Origin of the sequence: Paraburkholderia fynbosensis (assembly GCF_902859935.1) — a bacterium.
Classification (GTDB): domain Bacteria; phylum Pseudomonadota; class Gammaproteobacteria; order Burkholderiales; family Burkholderiaceae; genus Paraburkholderia; species Paraburkholderia fynbosensis.
In genome coordinates this window covers 84,432-101,675 of sequence record NZ_CADIKI010000001.1, presented here as the reverse complement: position 1 = coordinate 101,675, position 17,244 = coordinate 84,432, and the positions used below count along the sequence as shown (strand labels likewise).

The 17,244-nt window shown below is 63.9% G+C and carries 16 protein-coding genes; 9 read left to right on the top strand and 7 right to left on the bottom strand.

Annotated features, from left to right (window positions below; translation table 11 throughout):
• Positions 1 to 35 precede the first annotated feature (35 nt).
• The 3 genes from HV770_RS00460 to HV770_RS00450 all read left to right on the top strand — a co-directional run bounded on the left by HV770_RS00460 (position 36) and on the right by HV770_RS00450 (position 2,518).
• The gene (locus HV770_RS00460; protein WP_121318141.1) at positions 36 to 1,403 is read left to right on the top strand and encodes an MFS transporter; all 1,368 of its coding nucleotides are present in this window, start codon (positions 36 to 38) and stop codon (positions 1,401 to 1,403) included.
• Positions 1,404 to 1,707: 304 nt separating this feature from the next.
• Positions 1,708 to 2,169 (top strand): SRPBCC family protein, encoded by a 462-nt coding sequence (locus HV770_RS00455; protein ID WP_175157611.1) that lies wholly within the window; start codon positions 1,708 to 1,710, stop codon positions 2,167 to 2,169.
• Complete coding sequence (locus tag HV770_RS00450) at positions 2,153 to 2,518, top strand: ArsR/SmtB family transcription factor (protein ID WP_175157610.1); 366 nt, start codon at positions 2,153 to 2,155, stop codon at positions 2,516 to 2,518. The genes HV770_RS00455 and HV770_RS00450 overlap by 17 nt, the downstream gene beginning before the upstream one ends.
• Positions 2,519 to 2,681: 163 nt before the next feature.
• Here HV770_RS00450 and styD read toward each other — a convergent pair whose 3' ends face one another.
• The 3 genes from styD to HV770_RS00435 form a co-directional block, all read right to left on the bottom strand.
• Positions 2,682 to 4,163, bottom strand: a complete 1,482-nt coding sequence (gene styD, locus HV770_RS00445; protein WP_175157609.1) for a phenylacetaldehyde dehydrogenase StyD — start codon at positions 4,161 to 4,163, stop codon at positions 2,682 to 2,684.
• Positions 4,164 to 4,233: 70 nt separating this feature from the next.
• Positions 4,234 to 5,235 carry a hypothetical protein gene (locus HV770_RS00440; RefSeq protein WP_175157608.1) on the bottom strand — a complete coding sequence of 334 codons (1,002 nt, stop codon included), beginning with the start codon at positions 5,233 to 5,235 and terminating at the stop codon, positions 4,234 to 4,236.
• A complete protein-coding gene (locus tag HV770_RS00435) occupies positions 5,216 to 7,201 on the bottom strand; it encodes a primary-amine oxidase (RefSeq protein WP_175157607.1) in 1,986 nt (661 codons plus the stop codon). Before HV770_RS00435 ends, HV770_RS00440 begins: the two co-directional genes overlap by 20 nt.
• Positions 7,202 to 7,403: 202 nt before the next feature.
• Here HV770_RS00435 and HV770_RS00430 point away from each other — a divergent pair, with 202 nt between their 5' ends.
• The 3 genes from HV770_RS00430 to HV770_RS00420 all read left to right on the top strand — a co-directional run bounded on the left by HV770_RS00430 (position 7,404) and on the right by HV770_RS00420 (position 11,419).
• Positions 7,404 to 8,399, top strand: a complete 996-nt coding sequence (locus tag HV770_RS00430; protein ID WP_175157606.1) for an AraC family transcriptional regulator — start codon at positions 7,404 to 7,406, stop codon at positions 8,397 to 8,399.
• Positions 8,400 to 8,695: 296 nt separating this feature from the next.
• Positions 8,696 to 10,147, top strand: coding sequence for an APC family permease (locus HV770_RS00425; protein ID WP_175157605.1), 1,452 nt, complete (start codon positions 8,696 to 8,698; stop codon positions 10,145 to 10,147).
• 57 nt (positions 10,148 to 10,204) lie between these two features.
• Positions 10,205 to 11,419, top strand: a complete 1,215-nt coding sequence (locus HV770_RS00420; RefSeq protein WP_175157604.1) for a porin — start codon at positions 10,205 to 10,207, stop codon at positions 11,417 to 11,419.
• A 21-nt stretch (positions 11,420 to 11,440) separates the two neighbouring features.
• Here HV770_RS00420 and HV770_RS00415 read toward each other — a convergent pair whose 3' ends face one another.
• Both HV770_RS00415 and tam read right to left on the bottom strand, forming a co-directional pair.
• Positions 11,441 to 11,806, bottom strand: coding sequence for a hypothetical protein (locus HV770_RS00415; RefSeq protein ID WP_175157603.1), 366 nt, complete (start codon positions 11,804 to 11,806; stop codon positions 11,441 to 11,443).
• Positions 11,807 to 11,996: 190 nt separating this feature from the next.
• The gene (tam, locus tag HV770_RS00410) at positions 11,997 to 12,773 is read right to left on the bottom strand and encodes a trans-aconitate 2-methyltransferase (protein ID WP_175157602.1); all 777 of its coding nucleotides are present in this window, start codon (positions 12,771 to 12,773) and stop codon (positions 11,997 to 11,999) included.
• 126 nt (positions 12,774 to 12,899) lie between these two features.
• Here tam and HV770_RS00405 point away from each other — a divergent pair, with 126 nt between their 5' ends.
• From HV770_RS00405 to HV770_RS00395, 3 genes are all read left to right on the top strand, one after another.
• Positions 12,900 to 13,796, top strand: coding sequence for a LysR family transcriptional regulator (locus tag HV770_RS00405; RefSeq protein WP_175157601.1), 897 nt, complete (start codon positions 12,900 to 12,902; stop codon positions 13,794 to 13,796).
• A gap of 225 nt (positions 13,797 to 14,021) precedes the next feature.
• Positions 14,022 to 14,645: a glutathione S-transferase family protein gene (locus tag HV770_RS00400; RefSeq protein ID WP_175157600.1), complete on the top strand. Its 624-nt coding sequence runs from the start codon at positions 14,022 to 14,024 to the stop codon at positions 14,643 to 14,645.
• A gap of 228 nt (positions 14,646 to 14,873) precedes the next feature.
• A complete protein-coding gene (locus HV770_RS00395) occupies positions 14,874 to 15,218 on the top strand; it encodes a Rap1a family protein (protein ID WP_175157599.1) in 345 nt (114 codons plus the stop codon).
• Here HV770_RS00395 and HV770_RS00390 read toward each other — a convergent pair.
• Positions 15,197 to 15,793: a hypothetical protein gene (locus tag HV770_RS00390; protein ID WP_175157598.1), complete on the bottom strand. Its 597-nt coding sequence runs from the start codon at positions 15,791 to 15,793 to the stop codon at positions 15,197 to 15,199. The genes HV770_RS00395 and HV770_RS00390 overlap by 22 nt on opposite strands.
• 128 nt (positions 15,794 to 15,921) lie before the next feature.
• A complete protein-coding gene (gene fabV, locus HV770_RS00385; protein ID WP_175157597.1) occupies positions 15,922 to 17,118 on the bottom strand; it encodes an enoyl-ACP reductase FabV in 1,197 nt (398 codons plus the stop codon).
• Positions 17,119 to 17,244 lie beyond the last annotated feature (126 nt).

Below are 17,244 nucleotides of genomic sequence, written 5' to 3'. Positions count from 1 at the left end.
GGATAGTCGAAAAATCAGTTTTATGAGGATGCCTGATGAAAAACGTGATGAGCTCCCTGAAGAGCGGAGACTGGCGCGCGCTGGTGGCGTGCTTTCTCTATTTCGACACCGGCTTTACCGTGTGGGTGCTGTACGGACCGCTTGCGCCGTTCATCAGCAAGAGCATTGCGATGACGCCCGCGCAACAGGGCCTGCTGGTTGCGGTGCCGGTGCTGTCGGCGGCGATTCTGCGCGTGACGCTCGGCAATCTGTATCAGTCGGCGCATGGCAAGCGCATTGCGTTGATGGGGGTGCTGCTGTCGGCGGTGCCGACCATCGTCCTGCCGCTGATGCAGTCCGTGCCGTCGTATGAAATGCTGCTCGTGCTCGGCGTGTTCCTCGGCGTCGGCGGTGCGAGCTTCGCGGTGGCGCTGCCGATGGCCGGCAGCAACTATCCGCCGAAAGTGCAGGGCCTGGTGCTTGGCCTCGCCGCAGCCGGCAATATCGGCGCCGTGCTCGACGGCTTCCTGTTCCCGCAACTGGCGACGCACTACGGTTGGCAGATGGCCGCCGGCGGCGCACTGCCGCTGCTCGCAATCGCCGCGATCACACTGTACTTCTGGGCCAACGACGCGGGTGTGAAATCCGGCAGTGTGTTACGCGCATTCGGCAGCTTCGCGGTGACGCTCGGCGGCTTGATCGTGCTGGTGCTGCTGGTCGAAGCCGGGCTGTTCGGTTCGGGCAAGACCGGTGTGCTGCTGTTGCCGGTGATCGGCGCGCTGCTCGCGATTGCCGTGCTGCCCAAGCGCTATCGCTCGGTGCTCGGCGAACGCGATACGTGGGTCATCATGCTCGTGTACAGCATCACGTTCGGCGGCTTCGTCGGCATGTCCTCGTATGTGTCGCTGCTGCTCACGAACCTGTATCAGTTGTCGAAGATCGACGCCGGTCTGTTCATGGCGTTGCTCGCCGCCACCGGCGCCATGGTGCGGCCGCTCGGCGGGCTGATCGCCGACAAGGTGTCCGGCGTGCGCGCGTTGACCGTCCTGCTCGCGATCATTTCGTTGTGCGACTTCGTGTTTGCCGCGGCGATGCCTTCGCTCTCCGGCGGCATCGCGCTGCTCTTGTGTCTGTACGTGGCCTTCGGTCTCGGCAACGGCGCGACCTTCCAGTTGGTGCCGCATCGCTGGGCGGGCCGCACGGGTCTGATGTCGGGCATCGTCGGCGCGGCGGGCGGTATCGGCGGCTTCTATCTGCCGGTCGTGATGGGCATTGCCAAGGAAAGCACGGGCAGCTATCAGATGGGCTTTGCGACGTTCGGCGCACTGGCCGCCTGCGCGTTCGTGGCGATCGTCGCGCTGCGCCGTCCGTGGATGGCGTGGTCGATGCAAGCCGGTGTGATGCACGCGCACGCCACCGAGTGATGCTACGCGAAAGACGGGACGCGGCGGCATCTGAGCGCCGCGTATGGACTCACGATTCAGACAGCGCTGCCGCCGGGCGTGGACGTGCAAGGGGACGCACGCATCGCGGCAGTGCCGCGGCGCGATTGCCCGGCGCATCCAGCCGCACGGTTCACGCTCACGAATTCGCCGGATGCAGGCTGCTTCACGAGCAGAAGGAGCGCGACGAACCGTGAAGTTCCTACGAAAATCCGCTTGAAAAATATGCAGTCAACTCCTTGCATATTGGGCATTGGCTTTCTAATATGCAGTCAGGAGGCTGCATATGAACACTTCGACCGATCGCATCGAAAAGCAGATTCTGCTCAAGGCGCCGCGCTCGCGGGTCTGGCGCGCGCTGTCCAATGCCGAGGAATTCGGCACGTGGTTCGGCATGAATCTGGCCGGCCAGCAGTTCATTGCCGGGCAGGCCGTGCAAGCCAATCTGACTTACCCCGGCTATGAGCATCTCGTCATCGACCTGCTGATCGAGCGCGTCGAGCCCGAGCATCATCTGTCGTGGCGCTGGCATCCGGCCGCGATCGATGCAGCGCTCGACTACTCGTCGGAGCCGACCACGCTCGTCGTATTCGAGCTGACCGAGCTCGAGGCGGGCACTTTGCTGCGTGTCGTCGAATCGGGCTTCGACCGGATTCCGGCCACGCGCCGCGACGAGGCGTTCCGCATGAACAGCGGCGGGTGGGATCATCAGTTGGTCAACATCGAAAAGCATGTCGCCAAAGGTTAGGACCGCGTCGGCCAATGCAAGTCTGAAAACGTCGGCGCTGAAGAACTCCGCGCCGATTTTCGCGGCGCTCGGCGACGAAACGCGCCTGCGACTGATCGCGCTGTTATGTGCGGGCAGTGCGATGTCGATCGCGCAACTGACCGCGGGCACGCAGATCACGCGGCAGTCGGTCACGCAGCATCTGCAGGTGCTTGCGAACGCGGGCCTCGTGCGCGACGCGAAGGTCGGCCGCGAGCGCTTGTGGGCGTTCGAGCCGGCCCATCTCGACGAAGCGCGCCGCGCGCTCGACGCGATTTCGCAGCAGTGGGATCACGCCTTGTCGAGGTTGAAGGCGATGGTGGAGGAGTGAGGGACTTCCTCGGCGCCTGGGGTACTGCCGCGTGCGCGCGAGGATCGTGCGATTCGAAAGATTCGACCGGGACGTCATGCGCGGTGGCGCAAGGTCCCGGTAAATCGTCTGTTTACGCTATGGCATCCCCACGCAGACGAAGCGGCGCGCAGGCAACGCCCGATCAATACGCAATACAAACCGACTTGCTCTCGGTATACGCGTCGATGATCGCCTTGCCATGTTCGCGGCCGATTCCGGAAGCCTTGAAGCCGCCGAACGGCATCGCCGGATCGACCATGTTGTGCGCATTGACCCATACGGTGCCCGCTTCGATCCCCTCGACGAGCCGCAGCGCCTTGTCGAGCTGATTGGTCCAGACGCTCGCGCCGAGTCCGTATTCGGACGCGTTCGCCTGCGCCAGCACTTCGTCGAGATCGTCATACGGCATCGCGACGAGCACCGGTCCGAACACTTCTTCGCTGACCACGGACAGCGGTTTGCACGCGCGGTTGGCAATCACGGTCGGGCGCACGAAGTAGCCGTCGCCGTCCACGCGCGCCTCGCGTGACAGGATCTCGCCGCCTTCCTGCCTGCTTTGCGCGATCATGCCCACCACCTTGTCGCGATGCCGGGCGGACACCATCGGTCCCATCTGCGTCGCCGCATCGAAGCCAGAGCCGAGCGCGATGCCGTCGGCCACCGCCGCGACGCCTTGCACGACTTCGTCGTAGATCGAGCGCGCCACATAGAGACGCGAACCCGCCGTGCACACCTGGCCGTGATTGAAGAAGATGGCGCCCGCCGCGCCTTCGATCGCCTTGCGCGGGTCGCAGTCGTCCAGCACGATCACCGGGCTCTTGCCGCCCAGTTCCAGCGACGCGCGCTTCAGATCACCCGCACATTGGCGGCCGATGATGCGGCCCACCTCGGTCGATCCCGTGAACGTGACCTTGTTGACCAGAGGATGCCTAACCAGTGCCGCACCGGCTGTTTCGCCCCGGCCGGTGACCACGTTGAACACGCCCGGCGGAAAGCCTGCTTCGTGCGCGAGTTCGGCGAGACGGATCGCGGTCAGTGGCGTTTCTTCGGCGGGCTTGAGCACGACGGTGCAGCCGCACGCGAGCGCCGGCGCGATTTTCCACACCGCCATCAGCAGCGGGAAATTCCACGGCACGATGGCCGCGACGACACCGGCCGGCACGCGGCGGGTCGATGCGTTGTAGCGCGTGCCCGGGGGAAATGGAATCGACAGATCGAAGGTGGTCCCCTCGATCTTGGTAGCCCAGCCGGCCATGTAGCGCAGCCATTGAACACTGCCCGACACTTCGAGCATCTTCGAGAAGCCGATCAGCTTGCCCTGGTTCAGCGTTTCCAGCGCGGCGAGTTCGTCGGTATGTCGTTCGACGAGCTCGGCGAGTTTGAGCAGCAGACGCTCGCGCGCGGCCGGCGGCATTCTGCGCCACGCGTCCGATTCGAAGGCGGCCTTCGAGGTTCTCACCGCGTGATCGATGTCGGACTCCGAAGCATCGGGAATCTGTGCGAGTTCTTGCGCCGTGGCCGGATTGAAGACCGGAAAAGTTTTGCCCGCGGCGCTGCGGGTTTTCTCGCCGTCGATGAACATGGTCTGCGGCAACGCCGCCGCTGCGTGATGGTATTCGCTCATGGTGCTTCGTCTCCGTTGAGTGCGTCTTGAGTCCGTGGGTCCGTGGTCCGTGGGTGCAACTGGTGCGACGCTAACCGGATGAGTGCGCCTCGTTGTGGTACCGGTGTGCGTGCAAGTGGAACGTCTTCATGCCGCGCCAATGGGCGGCGAGCGACGCGGCGCAAATCAGGTTCGCGGCCGCGCTGATGCCGAACAGCACGACGAATCCGTTGCCGAAAAAGTAGGGGGTGGTCGACAAGGCGGCGCCTGCCAGCATGCCGATGTGATGCGCGATGCCGGGACAACTCGCGCTCAGCGCGCGCCTCGTGTTGCCTCGCAGGTTCGCGAGGGCTGGAATCGTCAGGCAGTCGAGCAGCAGAAATAGTTTTGCCGCGAGCGGGGCGAGCGCGGGGTTATCGACGGTTGCGAGTGTGCCGATCAGCAGCGCGCGTGCGACGTACAACGTCGACAGCATCCGGTCGTTGCGCGAGCGGTCGGCGTAGCAGGCCAGCGCGCATACCGCCGCCAGCGAGAGCGCGATGTGCCAGAGCGGTTGAACGCCGTTCGCAGCGCCTGCGCCGCACACAGCAAACAACTGGAAGCGCGCGAGAGTGCCGCTCGACATGCCCGCGAGCAACGCGAGCAGCACCGTTGTGCTTGCTGCGCGCGTCGTTTGCGCGGGGTCATTCGCGTGATGACGCTCATTGGCGAGCGTGCCGCCCAGTTGCCGCCAGTAAAACAGCAAAGCGCCGCCCGCTGCGATCATCAACGCGGCAAGCGCGCCGCCGTGCTGTAGTCCGCTCAGAACCGCCGGTAAAGCATTCATCGCGCTCATCGTGACGATCAATGTTGCGGCGGTTGCGACGGTGGCGCGGCGTGTCGAGCGCGCCATCAGCAGCGGCGTGCCCATCATCGTCGCGAGCGCGAGCCCGCTCATCCACAGCGCGCTGGGAAGTGGACCGAGGCCCGCGCGCATCGACAACGCAGCGCCGCCGCCAGCGATCAGCACGCAAGCCGAGCCGGCCGCGCACACGGCAAGCGCGCTTGCCGTGTCGCGGGCGCGCAGCGCCGGATCAGTGCTTGCAGCAGCCATGATCCGTCGGCTTGCCGTCTTCGACGCTGTTCAGGTCGCGCTCGGCCGGCAGGTCCATCGTCGGATTGGCGGCGAAGAAGTTGTTCGGCTTGAGCATGAAGCCGGCGTACTCGACGGGCATGACCGGAAAGTCTTCGGGCTTGCACACGTGCGTGTGGCCGAAGCTGTGCCACAAGACGAGGTCTTCGTTCTCGATGTTGCGGTTGGCCTCGATATAACGCGGCAAGCCGTCGCCGCCCGAATGCTGGTTCGGATAGTCGCCGCTCGCATAGCGCTCGGCCGGATCGAACGGCGTGACCCACACGTGACGCGTCGCGAAGCCGCCGCGTTGACGCACCTTCGAACGTTCGTCGGCGAGCATCAGCGGCGAGTCGTTGACGATCAGCTTATAGCCCGGATTCGCCCCCACGGCGTTCGTCACGTTCGGGTTGATGACTTTCCAGTAGCGGCCCGTGCGGCCATTCGCGAGGCGCGCGGCTTCGCTCTCCGTCTTCAGCACCTGCTTCGTCGTATCGAACACATTGCCGTACGGATTCGCATCGCCCATCGGACGCGGCACGAATTCGTGTTCGGTGACGGTATTGCGCTCGCCGTCGACCATCATGTGCATGCGCGCATTGAAGAAGTGCTGGTGCGTGGGGCCGCCGAGGTTCTCCGTGATCATGCCGCCCCACGGATACGTGTCGCCGTCGGCCACCGCCGAGGTTTGCACGATGCCGGTCAGCTTGCATTCGAGCTGGATCGTGCCGTCCTGATACAGATACCAGTAGAAGCCGTAGTCGTAATTGCCGACCGTCGCGAAGAACGAAATCACGAGACGGCGCGAGCGGCGCATTTCGAACACGCCGGTGCGGAATTCATAGTGCTTCCACAGCGTGCCGTAGTCTTCTTCGTGCATGCACACGGCGTTTTTCATTACGAACGCGTTGCCGAAATCGTCGGCAGAAGGGATGTCGAAATAGCGGATCGTGCCGAGGCAGTCGCAACCGAGTTCGAGCTGGTTCGCGAGTTTTCCGAGCCCGTACTCGCCCGCATCGAACGCGCTTTTCCAATAGTGGTTGGTGCTCGGATCGGAGTAGGGCACGCACATTTCCGTCACGCTCGCGCGGTAGATGACCGGCCGCGCGCGCTTGCCGTCGTCCCACGACAGTTGGTGCAGCACGAGCCCCTCGCGCGGCGTGAAGCCGACGCGGAAGGTCCAGTTCTGCCAGCTCACGTGCCAGCCGTCGATCGTGAAGCTCGGGCCGTCGGGCTGGTTGATCGACAGCGGCTTGAGCGTGCTGCGCGGCTGGCCGAGGCTCGGCGTGTCGTAGTTGTGTTTGGCGCGCGGAATCGGAATGATGCGGCCGTCGTCGATCAGTTCGATCACTTTGTTATCGAGCAGATCGACCACCGCGAGCACGCCTTCGATCGGGTGCGCGTAGCCGTTATCGGTCAGTGTCTCGCGGTAGTAGCTCACGCAGCGCACGAGACGCCGGCCGTTTTCGTGCTCGCGATCGAAGCAGCCGGCCGAGAACGGATCGACCTGCACGCGCTCCAGGTCCTGTTCGCTGAGGCCGCGCTTCATGATCGCCACGCGCCAGGCTTCGTCGTTCTTGACGATCTGCTCGGCGTTCATGAAGTCGTCGATCATGATGGGCGGCTGGCCGTAAGGCGCCTGGTCGAACGGCAACACCCGGCGCGACGCGATGCGTTTTTCTCTCAGGTCCACGTCGAATTCGATCGTCGCGCCATTCGACCGGTCGATCGCGAGCACGAACGCGGTGCGCGAAAAATAGTCGCCGGCTTTGAACGCGACCACTTCGGCTTTCGGCGGCTCGCGCAATTCGACCATCGGGAAACGGGCGTGCGAATCGAGTTTTTCGGCGGCCTTCGCGAGATCGCAGGCAAGCTGCATTTCTTCGCCGCTCAGTGGGTCGAGCGGATGAACGAAGGGGTGGGCAGCTTTCGTGGCTTTCGTATTCATCAGATTCCCGTAAAGATGTTTGCTGGACCGGACAGCGTGCCGATCAGCACCGGTGACACGCGGCGCACGCTGAGTCGATGGCAAATCGTAGGAACCCAATATTATTTTCGCGCTTGCTTATCGCGCCAATTGAGCGATAAAGTGCGCCAGAGGAAACGGCTCGAGCCACACGACAGCGCAGACTGGGGAGGAGACGCTCAGCATGAAAAAAGTCACAGTCAATGGCAGTTTCCCGATGATTCGCGCAGCGGTCATGGGACCGGTCGTGCGCGCACTCGATCAGTCGGGCGCCGATTGCGACACGCTGCTCGAAGCGTTCGGCATGAGCCGGCGGCTACTGTCCAATCCGTATGAGATCCTGCCGCTCACGCGTTATGTGGCGGCCTTCGAGCGCGCGGCCGACGTGCTCGGCGAAGCGTCGCTCGGCTTGCGGCTCGGCAGCGAATTGCAGTTGACGGAACTCGGGCCGGCGGGCCTCGTATTTCTTTCGTCGCCGACGCTGAACGCGGCGATGCGCAAGTTCACGCTCGCGCTCGCCTCGTGGCAGAACACGACGAGCTGCGAAGTGCTGCGCGACGACGAGTGGCCTATCTGGACCTACCAGATCGCCAGTCCGCAAATCTGGCCGCGCCGCCAGGACGCGGAATACAGCCTGTCGACCATGTGCAACATGATCCGGCTCGTGCGCGGCGCCGCATGGAATCCGGTCGAAGTGCATTTCGAACACGCGGCGCCCGCCGATCTCAAACCCTATGCGCGGATCTTTCGCGTACCGGTGCGCTTTCAGCAGCCTTTCAATGGTGTGATTCTGCGTCCGCAGGATCTCGACGCTTCGCTCAAAAGCGCCGACACGCAAATGGCGCGCATGATGGAGCGCCACGCGACTGATCTGATTGCGAACGATGCGATGCCGCACAGCATCGTCGAGCAGGTGCGCGATCTGATTACGCGGCGGCTTGCGCATGAAAAGCTGATCGTCGCCGACATCGCCAAAGACCTTGGCCTCTCGCATCGCTCGTTGCAACGGCATCTCGCGCAGGAAGGCACCTCTGTGCGGCAGATTCTGCGTGAGGAGCGGCAGCGCAGCGTCGCGGGATTGCTCGAACGCGACGGGCTCACCAATGCGGCGATCGCGCGTGCGGTCGGTTATGCCGACGCGACCGTGTTATGGCGCGCCACACGCAGCTGGAAGAAATAGTCGCGCGCCGCGCACGCATGCTGCTTTCATTACGAAAGTATCGCGCGACCTCGCGCTGACCTCACCGGAAGATAACGTCTGGTTTCCTAAGTATCTGCTGCAGATTGGCGAATTCAGGGTTCGCCCGCATTGGCGCGCTTTATCGAAAATTTGGCGCAGTTCGCGAAGTCGCTTTATTTTTTAGCTACCTACCATGCGCTCACCCCGAAGCATTTGACGTCGGTCAAGCGAGCGCCATAACCAGCAGTGCGAGGGTTCTGGCGAGTTTCAGACTAGCCAACAACATAGAGGCAGCGATGAACGAACCCTATTCGCCGACCAGTCTGGTCGACGCGGAGAACCCCGTGGAATTGAAGGGCAATACGCTGGGCTTGTGGCAGATCGTGTTTCTCGTGATTTCCGCGGCGGCGCCGCTGACCGGCATGCTCGGCGCGGTGCCGCCCGCGATCAGTCTCGGCAACGGCGCGGGCATTCCTGGCGCATTCGTGATTGCCGGGCTCGTGCTGCTGATCTTCAGCGTCGGCTTTGCTTCGATGAGCCGGCACGTGGTGCGTGCCGGTGCGTTCTACGCCTACATCACCGCGGGACTGGGGCGGCCGTTGGGCATGGCTGGCGCGCTCGTCGCACTGATGTCGTACACGTTCATCCAGATCGCGCTATACGGACTGTTCGGATTCTTCTGCACGGTGGTCCTGTCGCCGCTGCTGCATGCCGCGCTGCCGTGGTACGGCTATTCGCTGATCTGTGTGGCGGTGGTGCAATTCACCGGCATTCGCGGCATCGATCTGAATAGCCGCCTGCTCGGCGTGCTCATGTGTCTCGAACTCGGCATCCTCCTGCTGCTCGCGATTGCGATCGTGATCCACGGCGGCGGGCCTAACGGCCTCACGCTCGCGCCGTTCTCGCCGCAGCATGTGTTCAGCGGCCACCTCGGCATTGCGGTGATGTTCGCGTTCGCGTCGTTCATCGGTTTCGAAGCCACCGCGATCTATGGCAAGGAATGCCGCGATCCCAAAGTGACCGTGCCGCGCGCGACGTACGTGTCGGTCATGCTGATCCTCGTGTTCTTCGCCTTCGTGACGTGGACCATCGTCTGCGCCTATGGTCTCGCCGACGTGGTCGACGTCGCGACCAGACAGCCCGGCGATTTCTGGTTCATTCAATCCGGCAAGTATCTGGGTGGCGCGGTGACGACGGCGATGAGCTTTCTGCTGCTCAGCAGTATTTTCGCGAGTCTGCTGTCGTTTCATAACACGCTGGTGCGCTACATCCACGCGTTGAGCCTCGAAGGCATCCTGCCGCAAGCGCTGAACCGCGTACATGAAAAATACCGTTCGCCGTATGTCGCGAGCTATTTGCAAACGCTGTCCGTGTGCGTGCTGCTCGGACTGTTCATCGCGTCGGGCAGCGACGTGTTCAATATCGTGTTCAGCTGGAGTTCGGCGCTCGGCACGATCGGCATCGTGATGTTGCAAGCGGTGACGAGTTTTTCGGTGATCGCGTTCTTTCGCAAGACGCGCAAGGATACCCGCGTATGGCACTCGTTCCTCGCGCCGCTGCTCGGCGGACTCGGCCTCCTGTATATCGGTGTGATTCTCGTGCGCAATCTCGATGCGTTGAGCGGCTCCGATAGCCCGATCGTCAAGTCCTTCCCCTGGATCGTATTCGCCGTGGCGCTCGTCGGCGTGCTGATCGGTCTCATCCTGCGCAAGACGCGGCCGGACATCTACGCGGGCTTCGGCCAGTAAGCGTCTCGGCGCATCGCTCCACGCTCACCACAGCTCACCTCACTTTCCGGCAAAAACATGGCAGACAAATTCGTCAAGCGCCCGGCGCTTGCGCTGGCCGCGCTCGGCCTCGCGATGGGCGCACACGCGCAATCCTCAGTCACGCTGTACGGCACGGTCGATGCCGGCCTCGTCTACACGAACAACCAGCAGACGACGCACGCCGACGGCAGCACCAGCGGCCACGCGAACTATCAGCTGGCGGGCGGCAATCTGGTGCCGTCGCGCTGGGGCCTGATGGGCACGGAGGACATCGGCGGCGGCACCGCGGTCAACTTCACGTTGGAAAACAGTTTCCTGATCGGCAACGGCGCGATGCTGCAATCGAACACGCTGTTCAACCGCAACGCGTGGGTCGGTCTGAACAACGGCACGTACGGCGCGCTCACCTTCGGCCGCCAGTACGATCCGTTCTCCGATTTCCTCGGCGCTTATGTGTCGAGCAATAACTGGGCGACGCTGTACGGCTCGCATTTCGGCGACGTCGACAATCTGAACGAAGCGTTCAACTTCAACAACTCGATCAAGTACATCAGCCCGAGCTTCGGCGGCTTCACGCTCGGCGGTCTGTTCAGTCTCGGCGGCGTCGCGGGCGATTTTTCACGCAACAAGGGATGGGCGCTCGCCGCGAATTACGTGCACGGGCCGTTGTCGCTGAGCGCGGGATATCTGGAGCTGAACCAGCCGCTGGACGCGGCCTTGGGCGGCGCCAACGGTTATATCGGCGACTTCAGTTGCGCGAACCCCGGCGCGTCGTACTGCCTGCTGCAGGACGCGAGCAAGGTGCGGATAGTCGGGGCAGGGGGGTCGTATGCGTTCGGCAAGGCGAGCGTGGCGTTGACTTATACGCATACGCGGTTATCGCAGAGTCAGTACTTCGCGGGTACGGCGCGGCCCGACGGCGCGGATATTTCGTTCGATATCGCCGAATTAAATACCACGTACGCGCTGGCGCCCGATTTGCAGCTAGGTTTCGCCTATATTTTCAACGACGCCAGAGTGTCGGGCAGCGCGTCGACGCGGGTGCATCAGGTGAATCTGGGGGCGGTGTACAGCTTGTCGAAGCGCACTGCGGTATACGCGGTGGCGATCGGGCAGAAGTCTTCGGGCGCGGGGCTGGCGATCGATCCGTCGACGGGCGCGACGCGGAACCTCGCGCAGATTCCGAATATCGTCAATTCGGACTCGGATAAGCAGCTTTCCGTGATCGTCGGCTTGCGGCACAACTTCTGAGCGCGCCGCACCCGCGATGACTCAATCCGCGAGCCGGCGATCCGCCAGCGCATTCTGGCAATCCGCCAGCACTTGCCTGACCAGCCGCGCTTGCGGATCGAGGTCGTCGGTATCGAGAATTTCCTCGACCGCGTCGCGCGCCCAATCGGTATCGACGAAGCGGGCGTGCCGCTGCGCGATGTCGAGCGCCGTGGCCGACAGCTTCGCGATGCTCAGCCAGTCGGCCTCGCGCGCGCGGCGGTCGAGCCACTTGTGCGCGGACTGCACGTGAAACGCCGCGTCGGGCCAGTCTTCGTTCAGGTAATAGGCGCCAAGGCTGCCGCATGTGAGCCAGCACAACAGCTCCAAACGGTCACGTGGACTCAGATGATGGCGTACATCACTCATGGCGACGCTCGCTGCTGTAAATTGCCCGGAGAGGACGGCGAGACGTCGTCCTCCGCTTTCAGCAACAATATCACGCAAAATTCAGGCGCGGCAATTCCAGCGTATCCTGGCGCACTGTTTGCAGCAGGCGGCCGTGCGCTTTGCGCATCCCCGGGCGGCAGGCGTCGCAGCCCGGGTGCGGCCCGCGCGGCTAACGCGTCGCGACGATGAAAAGCCGCGGGAACGGCAGCAGCACGGTGCCGTCGGCGAGCGCCGGATAGGCCTTCGCGATTTCGTCCTGGTAGCGTTGCAGGAAGGCCTGCTGTTCGGCGTCGTCGAGCGCGGCGAGGAACGGCCGCAGCGAACTGCCCTTGAACCAATCGACCACCGCGCCGGCCCCACCTGCGAGCGGGTGATGGTAGACGGTGCGCCACACGTCGACCCGCGTGCACAGCGGCTTGAGCAGGCCGTAATACCAGCCGGCGCCAAAGCGCATGGTCCGCTCGACGCCCTCGAGCCGGGGCGCCCACGGGCCGTGCGCGGCGACCTCGCGCAGCAGACGGTGCGCGGGTTCGTCCAGATTGTCCGGCATCTGCACGGCGAGGCTGCCGCCCGGCGCGAGTTTCTGCACGAGCGAGGGAAATAGCCGCTCGTGGCCGGGCACCCATTGCAGCACCGCGTTGGCGAGGATCAGTTCGTACGGTCCGGGCGCGTCCCACGTCGAAATGTCGCTCACGTCGAAGCGGAATTGCGGCAGGCGCTGGCGGGCCGCCGCGATCATGTCGGCGGAGCTGTCCAGACCGACGATCGCCGCGCCCGGTGCATGCGCCGCAAGCGTTTCGGTGGAATTGCCGGGGCCGCAGCCGAGATCGACCGCGCGGCGCACGTCCGTCGCGGGGATCGCGGCGAGCAGATCCCTCACCGGACGGGTGCGCTCGTGTTCGAACAGCATGTACTGTTTCGCCTGCCAAGCCGTTGTCTCTGTCATCTGATGCTCCTTTGTATGCGGGTCGTGCTGACTGGCCGGTTTGCGGCTGGGTTCAAAAACGCATTCTCGGCTCGACATGTCACCGGAGTAAAATGAATTTATTATTCCGATTCCTTCATTTTTCTAATGAAAATCGACACGCTCGGCGTCCAGGCCTTCGTCGCGATTGCGGATCGCGGCAGCTTTCAGGGCGCGGCCGATTCGCTGCACGTCACGCAAACGGCGATCACGCAACGACTGCGCAAGCTCGAAGCGTTTCTCGGCGTCATGCTGATCGAGCGGACCACCCGGTCGATGGCGCTCACCGAAACCGGCCGCAGCTTCCTGCCGCAAGCGCGCCGCTTGCTCGGCGAACTCGCCGACGCGCTGGTCGAAATCCGCGAGACGGGGATGGCGCGGCGCGGCGACGTGTCGATGGCCTGCGTGCCGACCGTGGGCGTGCAGTATCTGCCGCGCATTCTGCAGGCGTATGCGGCGCGCTATCCGCATAACCGCATCAAGATTCTCGATCACGCGTCGGCGGCGGTGGAGCAGGCCGTGTTGCGGCGGGAGGTCGAATTCGGCATCAGTATCGCGCGCGATCCGCATCCGGATCTGGTCAATGTGCCGTTGACGAAAGACCGTTACGTGCTGATCTGCGACCAGGACCATCCGCTCGCGAAGCGGCGGCGCGTTGCGTGGCGGCAATTGCACGCGTATGCGCTGATCTTCGCGGGCGAGCTCAGCGGCAATCGCGCATTGCTCGACGGCGCGCTCGAAGCGAGCGGACTCGCGTTGCGCTCGTTCTACGAGGTCCAACGCAGCTCGACGGCAGTCGGGCTGGTCGCGCAAGGCGTCGGCGCGGCCGTGGTGCCGGCGCTCGCGCTGCACAAGGGCGCGTATCCTACGGTTCGCACGGTCGAGTTGACGCAGCCGGTGGTGTCGCGCACGTTGGTGCTGGTCGCGCGCAAGACCGCGCAACTGTCGCCGGCGGCGCAGGCGCTGTATGACATGATTCGCGAGCAGGCGACGTTGAAGGGGTAAGGCAGGGAAGGGGGAACGCGCGGTGGTAAGCGCGGCGGGTTCATGCGCAAAGGCCCGTACCGTCACGCGCGGTTGCGGCGACGAGAGATCCGCGTCGCGTCGAAGCCACCGCCGGATTGCGTGCCGTCTCGCACCCCCGATGCTCGACTTGCGTTGCATCACATCGAACACCCGCCGGCAGCCGTTGCCGCCTTTCATCAGATCATCCGTCAACGACGAACGACCATGCTCCAGATACTCGGCAAGACCTCATCGATTAACGTCCGCAAGGTGTTGTGGACCTGCGCGGAACTCGGGCTGTCCTTCGAGCAGGAGGACTGGGGGGCGGGATTTCGCGCGACGGACGTCGCGGAGTTTCGCGCGCTCAATCCGAACGCGATGGTGCCCGTGATCCGCGACGGCGACTTCGTGCTGTGGGAATCCAATTCGATCATCCGTTATCTGGCGGGCCGCTATCACGGCGAGGCGATCTATCCGGGCGATCCGTGCGAGCGAGCGCGTTGCGACCAGTGGATCGACTGGCAGGCGAGTGAGCTGAATCGCTCGTGGAGTTACGCGTTTCTCGCGCTGGTGCGGCATTCTCCCGCCCATCAGGATCAGCAGCAGATCGCGCTGTCGTGCGCGAACTGGACGAAGCATATGGCGATCATCGAAGGACAACTGGAGCGCACGGGCGCGTTCATCGCGGGGCAGACGTTCTCGCTCGCGGACATTCCGATCGCGCTGTCGGTGAACCGCTGGCTCGACACGCCGCTGCAGCACGAGGATTTTCCGGCCGTTAGCGCTTACATGGCTCGGCTGACCGGGCGCGAAGGCTATCGCGACTACTGCCGCAACGGCACGCCATAAGGCAATCGGCCGCTCGGCCGCGGCTCGCGCAAACACCCATTTTTCGCCGGGGGCGAGCAGCGCGAGCGACGCGGCGCATCGTGTGCCACACCCGGCCTTTTCGTGCCCACGCCACTTACAAAAAGCCACCGGAAAGCTTACGGATTCGCGCGTACGCAACGCTTCTGCGCACCACGTCGCGACTCCCCTACAATGGCCGCCTTTGCGACACGGATTGAAGGTTCTACGATGCGGTTATCGACATTCGCGCTGGCTTTGCTGACAGCGTTTTTCGCTCTCAATGCAAACGCCGAGATGACGGCGGCCCAGTACAAACAGTGGGCTCATGCGGATAACAACTCGGTCTACGCCGCGTACATCACCGGCACGATCAACGCGTACGGTTGGGCGAACGGCGACCTGGTCGCTAAGAAGCGGCCGCAGTTGTTTTGCCCGCCGCCAACGCTCGCGATCGGCAATCAGACCGTCTATCCGTTGCTCGACGCATTTTTTGCCAACCACCCCGGCATTTCGGACGATTTTCCGATCGGCCTCGCGATTCTCCGTGCGCTTCAGGGCACGTTTCCCTGCTGATGTCCGCGCGCCGCGCCTGAGGCCAGCCGGAAGGCGTCGACGGCCCATGCCTCGTTCGCGTCGAGTGCCGGCTGGGCGCGCGCGAGCCACTGCATGAGCGGCGTGAGCCGGATGCCGGCGACGGCACCATCGAACGATTCGGAAACAAACGGTGCATCGTCGTCCGGACGGCGGACGATCTGCACGGTATGCGTGATGCCTCGCGGCCGGGGATGATTGGCCGCCCAGGCGGGGTTGCCCATCTTCAGGCCGATGGTCGCGCATCGCGGCAATGCGTCGGCTGTGAGGGCGGTGCCTTGCAGGACGAAGCCGGTGCGCTGCCCGATCTCGTGGATGATGCGCTCGGACCACGTGTGCAGCGCGGCGATGTCGTCATCGGTGAACACCGCGCGGGCGGCCGCCACGTTGTGCGCTTGCAGCGCTCGCGACAGAAGCAGGGCGGTCCAGCCGGAACAGTCGATGACCGGCGGACTCGCCAAGAGCCCTTCCGACTTCACGCCGCGCCGGTATCCAACCCGGCCCGTATGGCGTTGGACGAGCTGCCACATGGTGGCTTCGGCGGCTTCGAATGGCATCGCACGCGGGTCCTCGCAACGTGGGCCACGGCAGCCCGTCAGCCCGGGACGAACGAACAGTGCAACCGCACGACGAGCCCGCATCGAGCGAGCCCGCCGCGCGTCAGGCATCAAACCTCAAACGCGACTCAAACCTGCACGAGCTTCGGAATCTGCACGTCCGGATTGACGTCCGCTTCGTAATCCACGCCCGCGATCTCGAAGCCGAACAGCCGCAGGAAATCGGTCTTGTAGCCGCTGAAGTCGGTGAGTTCGTAGATGTTCTCGTTGGTCACCTGGTTCCACAGCGCCTGCACGCGCTCCTGCACCTCGGGGTCGAGCTCCTTGTAGTCGGCGCGCAGACGGCCTTCGTCGTCCAGATGCGGCGCGGCGCCGTAGAGGCTCTCCTTGTACAGGCCGTACACCTGCTCGATGCAGCCTTCGTGCGTGCCTTTCTCCTTCATGACCTTGAAGAGCAGCGACAGGTACAGCGGCATCATCGGAATCGCGGAGCTGGCCTGCGTGACCACCGCCTTGAGCACCGACACGCGCGCGTCGCCGCCCTTGGCCGCGAGTTTCGAGCGGATGCCCAGCACTTTCTGATCGAGGTCTTTCTTGGCCGCGCCGATCGAACCGTTCCAGTAGATGTCGTGCGTGATCTTCTCGCCGAGATAGGTGAACGCGGTGGTCTTCGCACCGTCCGCGAGCACGCCGGCTTCGAGCAGCGCGTCGATCCACATCTGCCAGTCTTCGCCGCCCATGACCGCCACGGTGTGGTCGATCTCGGTCTGCGTCGCCGGTTCGAGGACCGTTTCCTTGATGACTTCCTTGTCCGTGTCGATGCCGCGCAGGTTCACGGCCTGGCCGATCGGCTTGAGCGTCGAGCTGAACACTTCGCCGCTCTTCGGATGCGTGCGCTTGGGCGCCGCGAGGCTGTACACGACGAGGTCGACCTGGCCGAGATCGCGCTTGATGACCTCGATGGTGCGCTGCTTGACTTCGTCGGAGAACGCGTCGCCGTTGATACTGGTCGCGTACAGGCCTTTCTCCGTGGCGAATTTCTCGAACGCGGCGCTGTTGTACCAGCCTGCCGTGCCCGCCTTGGTTTCGCTGCCGGCGCGCTCGAAGAACACGCCGAGCGTGTCCGCGCCGCAGCCGAACGCGGCGCTGATGCGCGCGGCGAGGCCGTAGCCGGTGGAGGCGCCGATCACGAGCACCTTTTTCGGGCCATTGGCGATGGGACCGCGTGCGTTCACGTACTCGATCTGTTCGCGGACGTTGGCTTCGCAGCCGGTCGGATGGGTTGAAACGCAGATAAAGCCACGCACGCGCGGTTTGATGATCATGAAGCACCTCTTGTCGGAATTTGGCGACATTATAGTGGCCCCCGATTGTTGCGGGCGCGCCGTGCCGGTTCGGCGACCCGATTGGCCGACGCGGGTTGGCGTCTATCACGCAAAAAACCGCCGCCG

Bases quoted from the DNA above. Each gene is read 5' to 3' on its own strand.
- HV770_RS00420 (WP_175157604.1), top strand. From the start codon at position 10,205: ATGGCAGACAAATTCGTCAAGCGCCCGGCGCTTGCGCTGGCCGCGCTC.
- HV770_RS00435 (WP_175157607.1), bottom strand. From the start codon at position 7,201: ATGAATACGAAAGCCACGAAAGCTGCCCACCCCTTCGTTCATCCGCTC.
- fabV (WP_175157597.1), bottom strand. From the start codon at position 17,118: ATGATCATCAAACCGCGCGTGCGTGGCTTTATCTGCGTTTCAACCCAT.
- tam (WP_175157602.1), bottom strand. From the start codon at position 12,773: ATGACAGAGACAACGGCTTGGCAGGCGAAACAGTACATGCTGTTCGAA.
- HV770_RS00400 (WP_175157600.1), top strand. From the start codon at position 14,022: ATGCTCCAGATACTCGGCAAGACCTCATCGATTAACGTCCGCAAGGTG.
- HV770_RS00460 (WP_121318141.1), top strand. From the start codon at position 36: ATGAAAAACGTGATGAGCTCCCTGAAGAGCGGAGACTGGCGCGCGCTG.
- HV770_RS00395 (WP_175157599.1), top strand. From the start codon at position 14,874: ATGCGGTTATCGACATTCGCGCTGGCTTTGCTGACAGCGTTTTTCGCT.
- HV770_RS00450 (WP_175157610.1), top strand. From the start codon at position 2,153: ATGTCGCCAAAGGTTAGGACCGCGTCGGCCAATGCAAGTCTGAAAACG.
- HV770_RS00415 (WP_175157603.1), bottom strand. From the start codon at position 11,806: ATGAGTGATGTACGCCATCATCTGAGTCCACGTGACCGTTTGGAGCTG.
- HV770_RS00425 (WP_175157605.1), top strand. From the start codon at position 8,696: ATGAACGAACCCTATTCGCCGACCAGTCTGGTCGACGCGGAGAACCCC.
- HV770_RS00430 (WP_175157606.1), top strand. From the start codon at position 7,404: ATGAAAAAAGTCACAGTCAATGGCAGTTTCCCGATGATTCGCGCAGCG.
- HV770_RS00455 (WP_175157611.1), top strand. From the start codon at position 1,708: ATGAACACTTCGACCGATCGCATCGAAAAGCAGATTCTGCTCAAGGCG.
- HV770_RS00390 (WP_175157598.1), bottom strand. From the start codon at position 15,793: ATGCCATTCGAAGCCGCCGAAGCCACCATGTGGCAGCTCGTCCAACGC.
- styD (WP_175157609.1), bottom strand. From the start codon at position 4,163: ATGAGCGAATACCATCACGCAGCGGCGGCGTTGCCGCAGACCATGTTC.
- HV770_RS00405 (WP_175157601.1), top strand. From the start codon at position 12,900: ATGAAAATCGACACGCTCGGCGTCCAGGCCTTCGTCGCGATTGCGGAT.
- HV770_RS00440 (WP_175157608.1), bottom strand. From the start codon at position 5,235: ATGGCTGCTGCAAGCACTGATCCGGCGCTGCGCGCCCGCGACACGGCA.